The organism is Streptomyces sp. NPDC040405, assembly GCF_055595765.1.
In genome coordinates, this window is record NZ_JBVIVI010000001.1 from 1,277,179 (window position 1) to 1,286,852 (window position 9,674).

Sequence of the window (9,674 nt, forward strand, 5' to 3'; positions counted from 1 at the left end):
ATGCTTCTCGTCACAAACCTTGCGCCCGCGGACCCATCGATCCTTAGATTCCGAGTTCTTTTTCGATGAAGTCGAAGACCTCATCCTGCGTCGCCTGCTGCAGCTTCTCCGTCACGGTGTCGGCGCCGCCGTCGGCCGTCTCGGCACCGGCCGTACGGGGCTCCGCCCACCTCGCCGCGAGGTCCCGCAGCCGGGCCGCGATGTCCTCCCGCGACCCGCTCTCCGGGTCGAGGACGGACAGTGCGGACTCCAGCGCGTCCAGCTCAGCGAGCCCGGGCGCGGCCGCCGAACCGCCGTCGCCGACGAGCTCGCCGCACAGGAACTCGGCCAGCGCCGTCGGGGTCGGATAGTCGAAGACCAGCGTGGCGGGCAGCTTCTGCCCGGTGGCGACGCCGAGCCGGTTGCGCAGCTCCAGCGCGATCAGCGAGTCGAAGCCCAGCTCCTTGAACGCCCGCCCCGCGCCGACCTCGTCGGTCGTCGGGTGGCCGAGCGCCGCGGCCGCGTTGGTGCGTACGACCTCCAGCACCACCAGGGACTGTTCGGCCCGGGAGATCCCGGCCAGCCGCTGCCGCAGCGCCTCCGCGGGGGAGCCGTCCGCGGCCGCCGCCGGGTCGCCGCCCGGGCCGCCGGTCTCCCGCAGCCGCCGCACCTCGGGCAGATCGCCGATGAGCGGGCTGGGGCGGACCGCCGTGTAGCCCTGGGCGAAGCGTTCCCACTGGATGTCGGCGACGGCCAGCACGGCATCGGCGTGGTCCAGCGCCTGCTGGAGCGCCGCGATGGCCGCGTGCGGGTCCATCGCCGGGACACCGCCGCGGTCCAGCCGCTCGCCGATGGCCCCGCCCGCGGCGAGTCCCGTCTCACCCCAGCGGCCCCAGGCCACGGAGGTGGCGGGCAGGCCGTCGGCGCGGCGCTGCTCGGCCAGCGCGTCGAGATAGGCGTTGGCCGCCGCGTAGTTGCCCTGCCCCGCGTCGCCGAGGGTGCCCGCGATGCCGGAGAACAGCACGAACGCGGACAGCTCCAGGTCGCGGGTCAGCTCGTGCAGATGGCGCGCCGCGTCGGCCTTCGGGCCGAGGACGGTCGCGAACCGCTGCGGGGTGAGCGCGTCCAGTACGCCGTCGTCGAGGACGCCCGCGGCGTGCATGACGGCGGTGAGGGGCTGGTCGGCCGGGATCGCGGCGAGCAGCGCTTCGACCGCCTTACGGTCGGCCACATCGCACGCGGCGACCGTGACCCGGGCGCCGAGCGCGGTGAGTTCGTCGCGCAGCTCGGCCGCGCCGGGCGCCTCCACGCCACGGCGGCTGGTGAGCACCAGGTGCTCGGCACCGTTACGGGCCAGCCAACGCGCCACATGGGCACCCAGCGCCCCCGTACCGCCCGTGACCAGCGTGGTGCCAGTCGGCTTCCAGGACCGTGCGGCGGGCGCACCGGCCAGCGGGGAGCGGGCGAGCCTGCGGGCGAACACGCCCGCCGCGCGCACCGCGAGCTGGTCCTCGCCGTCGGCCCCGGCGAGCACGTTCATCAGCCGGGACAGCGCCCGCTCGTCGGCCGTCCCGGGCAGGTCGACCAGGCCGCCCCAGCGCTCCGGGTACTCCAGCGCGGCGGTCCGGCCGAGGCCCCAGACGAGGGCCTGCTCGGGGGCTTCCGGCCGGTCCGTACCGCTGACGGACACCGCGCCGCGCGTGGCGCACCACAGCGGCGCCTCCACCCCGGCGTCGCCCAGCGCCTGGATCAGCGCGGCGGTGCCGGTCAGCCCGGCGCCGACACCATCGGTGCCGGGCGCGGTCCGCTCGTCGAAGGCGAGCAGCGACAGCACACCGGAGACGGTTCCGGCGTCGGCCAGCTCGTCGCGCACCAGGCGGGTCAGCGTCGCGCGGTCGGCCTCGACCGCGGCCGGGGTGATCTGCCGTACGTCGGCGCCGCGTTCGGCGAGCGTACGGACCACGCCGAGCGTCCAGTCGTCGGTGATCGCGGACTCGGGCACGGCCAGCAGCCACACCCCGGACAGCCTCGGGGCCTGGCCCTCGGCCTGCGCCTGCCACGTCACGCGGTAGCGCCAGCCGTCCACGGTGGACTGCTCGCGGGCCTGCTTGCGCCACGACGCGAGGGCGGGCAGGACGGCGCCGAGCGAGGACCGCTCGGTGTCGTCGTCACAGGCGAGCGTGTCGGCCAGCGACTCCAGGTCCTCGCGCTCGACGGCCTCCCAGAAGCGGGCGTCGACAGTGTCGGACTGCGCTGCCGGTGCGTCCGCCGCGGATTCGGCGGCCTGCGGCCAGTAGTGCTGGTGCTGGAAGGCGTACGTGGGCAGCTCGACGCGGGCCGCGCCCGTGCCGTCGAACACCGCGTCCCAGTCGACCTGAACGCCCCGCGTCCACGCCTCGCCCAGCGATGCCCAGAAGCGGTCCAACCCGCCCTCGTCGCGGCGCAGCGAGCCGATCGCGGCCGCCTCGCGGCCCGCGTCCTCGGCGGTCTCCTGCACGCCCATCGCCAGCACGGGGTGGGCGCTGGACTCGATGAACACGCTCATGCCCTCGTCGAGCAGGCGCCGGATGGCGCTCTCCAGCTCGACGGTGCGGCGGAGGTTGGTGAACCAGTACTCGGCGTCCAGCTCGGAGCCGTCGGCCCACTCACCCGTCACGGTCGACAGGAAGGGGGTGTGGGCGGTCTGCGGCTCTACGGGGGCCAGCAGCGTGAGGAGTTCGTCGCGCAGCAGCTCCACCTGGGCGGAGTGCGAGGCGTAATCCACCGGCACCCGACGGGCCCGGACCTCATCCGCCTCGCACGAGGCCAGCAGCTCATCCAGCGCGGTCGGCTCACCGGAGACCACCACAGCCGACGGACCATTCACGGCCGCCACCGAGATGCGCTCCTCGCCCCACGCCGCGATCCGCTCCCGTACGTCCGACACCGGCAGGGCTACGGACACCATGCCACCCTTGCCCGCCAGCACCCGGCCAATCGCCTGGCTCCGCAAAGCCACCACACGCGCCGCGTCCTGCAAGGTCAGGATCCCGGCCACGCACGCGGCCGCGATCTCACCCTGCGAGTGACCCACCACGGCCGAGGGCTTCACACCCAGCGAACGCCACAGCTCCGCCAGGGACACCATCACCGAGAACAGCACCGGCTGAACGACGTCCACCCGCTCCAGCGACGGCGCGCCCTCCGCTCCTCGCAACACGTCCACCAACGACCAGTCGGTGAATTCGGCGAGCGCGTCGGCACACTCATCAATACGGGCAGAGAACACCGGTGAAGCATCCAACAGCCCCACAGCCATGCCTACCCATTGTGACCCCTGTCCGGGGAACACGAATGCGGCCTTGCCCCCGATTGAGGCCCCCTGCACCAGGTTGGGCAGGACCTGCCCCCTAGAGAGGGCGTCCAAACCTTGAGCGAAGTCCTCCCGATCCGAGCCCACGAGCACCGCTCGCCGGTCGAAGGCGGCGCGGGTGGTGGCCAGCGAATGGCCGATGTCCGCCGGGCGCGGGACCGGGTCGGCGTCGAGGTGGGCCAGCAGCTTTGCGGCCTGGGCGCGCAGCGCCGCCTCGTTCTTGCCCGACAGCACCCACGGCAGCACACCGGCGTTCTCCGTCGGCGTCTCCCGCTCCGCGTCCGGCTCGTCGGCGGGGGCCTGTTCCAGGATGGTGTGCGCGTTGGTGCCGCTGAAGCCGAACGACGACACGGCGGCGCGGCGCGGGTGGCCGGTCTCCGGCCACGGCCGGGCCTCGGTCAGCAGCTCGACGTCGCCCGCCGACCAGTCCACGTGCGGGGTCGGTTCGGCGATGTGCAGCGACTCGGGCAGGACGCCGTGCTCCATGGCGAGCACGGTCTTCATCACGCCCGCGACACCGGCCGCCGCCTGGGCGTGGCCGATGTTGGACTTGATGGAGCCGAGCAGCAGCGGCCGTCCCTCGGGCCGGTCCTGGCCGTACGTGGCGAGCAGCGCCTGCGCCTCGATCGGGTCGCCCAGCGTCGTCCCCGTACCGTGCGCCTCGACCACGTCGACCTCGCCGCTGCCCAGGCGGGCGTTGGCGAGGGCCTGACGGATGACGCGCTGCTGCGACGGGCCGTTCGGCGCCGTCAGACCATTCGAGGCGCCATCCTGGTTGATCGCGCTGCCGCGCACGATGGCCAGCACCGGGTGGCCGTTCTTCCGGGCGTCCGACAGCCGCTCCACCAGCAGCATGCCCACGCCCTCGGCCGGGCTGAAGCCGTCGGCGTCCGACGAGAACACCTTGCTGCGGCCGTCGGAGGAGAGTCCGCGCTGGGCGCTGAACTCGATGAACGTGCCGGGCGTCGCCATGACGGTGACACCGCCCGCGAGCGCGAGCGAGCATTCGCCGTTGCGCAGCGCCTGCACGGCCAGGTGCAGCGCCACCAGCGACGCCGAGCAGGCGGTGTCGACGGTGACGGCGGGCCCTTCCAGGCCGAAGGTGTACGACAGCCGCCCGGAGACGACGCTCGCGGCGCTGCCGGTGGCGAGGTGGCCCTCGTAGCCCTCGGTGTTGCTGCGCATGAGGATCGAGTAGTCGGAGCCGTTGGTGCCGACGAAGACGCCGGACGGGCTGCCGCGCAGCGCGGACGGGTCGATGCCCGCGCGCTCGAACGCCTCCCAGGAGGTCTCCAGCAGCAGCCGCTGCTGCGGGTCCATCGCCATGGCCTCACGCGGCGAGATCCCGAAGAAGGAGGGGTCGAACTCGGCGGCCCCGGTGAGGAATCCGCCCTCGCGGGTGTAGCTGGTGCCCTGCGCTTCCGGGTCCGGGTTGTAGAGGGAGTCGATGTCCCAGCCACGGTCGCCGGGGAACTCCGACAGCGCGTCGCCACCGGCGTCGAGGAGCTGCCACAGCTCCTCCGGGGTGCGTACGCCGCCCGGGAAGCGGCAGCTCATGGCGACGATGGCGATGGGCTCGTCATCGGCGGACGCCGCCGCGACCGGCTGCGTGGCCACGGCCGTCCGCTGCCCGCCGGACAGCTCGGTGCGCAGCTGGCGGGCGAGCACCGTGGGGGTCGGGTAGTCGAAGATCAGGGTCGGGGGCAGCTTCAGCCCGCTGGCGGCGCCGAGGCGGTTGCGGAGTTCGACGGCGGTCAGCGAGTCGAAGCCCAGGTCCTTGAAGGCCCGGCCCGGCTCCACGTCGTCGGCGCCCGCGTAGCCCAGCACGGCCGCCACGGCGGTCCGTACCAGCTCCAGCACCAGCCGCTCCCGCTCGGCCTCCGACGCCCCGGCGAGCTGCCGCACCAGCGCGGCACCGTCGGCGCCCTCCGCCTCGGCGTCGGCGCTCATGTCCGCGACGACGTCCCGCGCCTCGGGCAGGTCGTGCAGCAGCGGACGGGAGCGGCCGGAGGTGAAGGCGAGGACGAAGCGCTTCCACTCCATGTCGGCGACGGTCAGCACCGACTCGTCGCGGTCCAGGGCGTGCTGGAGCGCGGTGACGGCCGCGCCGGGCGCCATCTCGATGACGCCGTGGCGGCGCATCCGGTCGCCCACGCCGCCCTCGGCCATGCCGCCCTCGCCCCACGGCCCCCAGGCCAGCGAGGTGGCGGGCAGGCCCTGGGCGCGCCGCCACTCGGCGAAGGCGTCGAGGAACGCGTTGCCGGGCGCGTAGTTGCCCTGCCCGGGCGCGCCGAAGGTGGCCGCGAAGGACGAGAACAGCACGAACGCGGACAGGTCCAGCTCGCGGGTCAGCTCGTGCAGATGCCGGGTGGCGTCGACCTTCACCTTCAGCACCCGGTCGATCTGCTCCGGGGTCAGCCCCTCGATCACCCCGTCGTCCAGCACGGCGGCCGTGTGCACGACGGCGGTCAGCGGGTGGGCGGCGGGGACCGCCGCCAGGGTTTCGGCCAGGGCGTCGCTGTCGGCCACGTCGCACGAGGCGATGGTGACCTGGGCGCCGAGCGCGGTGAGTTCGTCGCGCAGGTCGGCCGCGCCGGGCGCTTCCATGCCACGGCGGCTGGTGAGCACCAGGTGCTCGGCACCGTTACGGGCCAGCCAGCGCGCCACATGGGCACCCAGCGCCCCCGTACCGCCCGTGACCAGCGTGGTACCGGACGGCTCCCAGGACCGTACGGCGGGCGTGCCGCTCAGCGGGGCGCGCACCAGACGGCGTACGAGGAGCCCGGTGGCGCGGATCGCGAGCTGATCCTCGTCCCCCGCCCCGGCGAGCGCCGTGGCCAGCCGGGTCAGCGCCCGCTCGTCGGCCGTCCCGGGCAGGTCGACCAGACCGCCCCAGCGCTCGCCGTGCTCCAGCGCGGCCACCCGGCCCAGGCCCCAGATCAGCGCCTGCTCGGGCGCGTCCAGCACATCCGCGCGGCCGACGGACACCGCGCCGCGCGTGGCGGACCACAGCGGCGCGCCGATCTCGGCGTCGCCCAGCGCCTGCACCAGCGCGAACTGCGCCGCCACTCCGGCCGGGACGGAGCCGTGCAGCGGGTGCGGACGGCCGTCCAGCGCCAGCAGCGACAGCACACCGGCGAACGGGATACCGTCGGTGTCGGCGAGCGCGGCGCGCAGCCGCTCGGTGAGCTGCTCACGGCCGTCGGTGGCGGGGTTCACCACGATCCGGCGTACGTCCGCGCCGCGTTCGGCGAGCGTACGGGCCGCACCGGTCGCCCACTCGCCCTCGGCGGCGGCCTCCGGCACGACCAGCAGCCACGCACCGGACAGCCGCGCGGGCTGTCCATCGGCGAGGGGCTTCCACGTCACGCGGTAGCGCCAGCCGTCCACCGTGGACTGCTCGCGGGCCTGCTTGCGCCACGCAGCGAGGGCGGGCAGCAGCGCGCTGACCTGCTCGTCGCCGTCGACGGCCAGCTCGGCGGCCAGCGCCTGCCAGTCCTCGCGGTCGACGGCATCCCAGAAGCGGGCCTCGACGGGGTCGGCGGCGGTGGCGGCAGTGGGCGTCGTACCCGACTCAAGCCAGTAGTTCTGGTGCTGGAAGGCGTACGTGGGCAGCTCGACGCGGGCCGCGCCCGTGCCGTCGAACACCGCGTCCCAGTCGACCTGAACGCCCCGCGTCCACGCCTCGCCCAGCGATGCCCAGAAGCGGTCCAACCCGCCCTCGTCGCGGCGCAGCGAACCGATGGCGGCCGCGTCCAGACCGGCGTCCTCGGCCGTCTCCTGCACCGCCATCGCCAGCACGGGATGGGCGCTGGACTCGATGAACGCCCCGAAGCCCTCGTCGAGGAGGCGGCGTACGGCGCTCTCCAGCTCGACCGTGCGGCGCAGGTTGGTAAACCAGTACTCGGCGTCCAGCTCCGGACCCTCGACCCACTCCCCCGTCACCGTCGAGAGGAACGGCACCTCGGCGGCCTGCGGCTGCACGGGCGCAAGGAGCTTCAGCAGCTCATCGCGCAACAGCTCCACCTGCGCGGAGTGCGACGCGTAGTCCACCGGCACCCGACGGGCCCGGACCTCGTCCGTCTCACACGAAGCCAGCAGCTCATCCAGCGCAGCCGGTTCACCGGAGACCACCACGGCCGACGGACCGTTGACGGCCGCCACCGAAATGCGCTCCTCGCCCCACGCCGCGATCCGCTCCCGTACGTCCGACACCGGCAACGCCACGGACACCATGCCGCCCTGCCCCGCCAGCACCCGACCAATCGCCTGGCTGCGCAGCGCCACCACACGCGCCGCATCCCGCAGCGAAAGAATCCCCGCCACACACGCGGCCGCGATCTCACCCTGCGAGTGACCCACCACAGCGGCCGGTGCCACACCGAACGAACGCCACAGCTCGGCAAGCGAGACCATCACCGAGAACAGCACCGGCTGAACCACATCGACCCGGTCCAGCGACGGCGCACCCTCGGCACCCCGCAGCACCTCCACCAACGACCAGTCGGTGAACTCCGCCAGCGCCGCCGCACACTCCTCGATCCGCGCCGCGAACACCGGCGAGGCATCCATCAGCCCCACCGCCATGCCCACCCACTGCGAACCCTGCCCCGGGAACACGAACGCCGTCCGGCCGCCGACGACGGAACCCTGGGCCACGCCCGCCGCCATGCCGCCGTTGGCCAGCGCGGCCAGTCCGGCGAGCAGTTCGTCGCGGTCGTGGCCGCGTACGACGGCACGGTGGTCCAGCTGTGCCCGCGTCGTGGCCAGCGACAGGCCCACGTCCACCGGGCGCGGCGCGGGGCCGGCCTCAAGGTGGGTCAGCAGCCGCTCGGCCTGCGCACGCAGCGCGGCGGCGCTCTTGCCGGACACGGTCCACGGCACCACGTCCAGCTGGCGCGTGACCGCGGGCTTCGCCGGTGCCTCGGCGGATTCCTCCGCGTCCTCCTCGGCGGGGGCCTGCTCCAGGATGGTGTGCGCGTTGGTGCCACTGAAGCCGAACGACGACACGGCGGCGCGGCGCGGCCGGTCGGTCTCCGGCCACGGCGTGGTCTCGGCGAGCAGCGACACCGCGCCCGCCGACCAGTCGACGTGCGGGGTGGGCTCGTCGAGGTGCAGCGTCTTGGGCAGCACACCATGGCGGATGGCCATGACCATCTTGATGATTCCGGCGACACCGGCCGCGGCCTGGGTGTGGCCGATGTTGGACTTGATGGAGCCGAGCAGCAGGGGCCGTCCCTCGGGCCGGTCCTGCCCGTACGTGGCGAGCAGGGCCTGCGCCTCGATGGGGTCGCCCAGCGTCGTACCGGTGCCGTGTGCCTCGACCACGTCGACGTCGGCCGCGCCGAGGCGGCCGTTGGTGAGCGCCTGGTGAATGACGCGCTGCTGGGACGGGCCGTTCGGCGCCGTCAGACCGTTGGACGCACCGTCCTGGTTGACGGCCGAGCCGCGCACGATGGCGAGGACGGGGTGGCCGTTCTTACGGGCGTCCGACAGCCGCTCCACGAGCAGCATGCCGACGCCCTCGCCCCAGCCGGTGCCGTCGGCGGCGGCGGCGAACGGCTTGCAGCGGCCGTCGGCGGCGAGCCCGCGCTGACGGCTGAACTCGGTGAACGTCGCGGGCGTGGCCATCACGGTCACACCGCCCGCGAGCGCCATCGAGCATTCGCCGTTGCGCAGCGCCTGCACCGCCATGTGCAGGGTGACCAGCGACGACGAACACGCCGTGTCGACGGTGACGGCCGGGCCCTCAAGACCCAGCGTGTACGACACGCGGCCGGACGCGATGCTGCCCGAGCTTCCGGTGCCGAGGAACCCTTCGACGCCCTCGGGCACGGAGTCGAGCCGCGAGGTGTAGTCGTGGTACATGACGCCCGCGAACACGCCGGTGCGGCTGCCGCGCAGCGCGGTCGGGTCGATGCCCGCGCGCTCGAACGCCTCCCATGACGACTCCAGCAGCAGCCGCTGCTGCGGGTCCATCGCCATCGCCTCACGCGGCGAGATGCCGAAGAGCGTGGGGTCGAAGCCGCCCGCGTCGTAGAGGAATCCGCCCTCGCTCACATAGCTGGCGCCCGCCTGGTCGGGGTCGGCGTCGTACAGCGACTCGATGTCCCAGCCGCGGTCCGTGGGAAAGCCGGAGATGGCGTCCTCGCCGCCCGCGACGAGCTGCCACAGCTCCTCGGGGGTGCGGACACCGCCCGGGTAGCGGCAGCTCATCGCGACGATCGCGATGGGCTCCTGATGCCGCTCCTCGACCTCGCGGAGCTGACGGCGGGCCTGACGCAGGTCGGCGGTGGCCCGCTTGAGGTAGTCGCGGAGCTTGTCCTCGTTATTGACCATTGCG

General features: G+C 73.8%; 1 protein-coding gene. It reads right to left on the reverse strand.

Translation table 11 applies throughout. The features are described 5' to 3' along the window. Window positions 1-43 precede the first annotated feature (43 nt). Window positions 44-9,670: a type I polyketide synthase gene (locus ACZ59A_RS05475; RefSeq protein WP_470953806.1), complete on the reverse strand. Its 9,627-nt coding sequence runs from the start codon at window positions 9,668-9,670 to the stop codon at window positions 44-46. Between the last annotated feature and the right edge of the window lie 4 nt (window positions 9,671-9,674).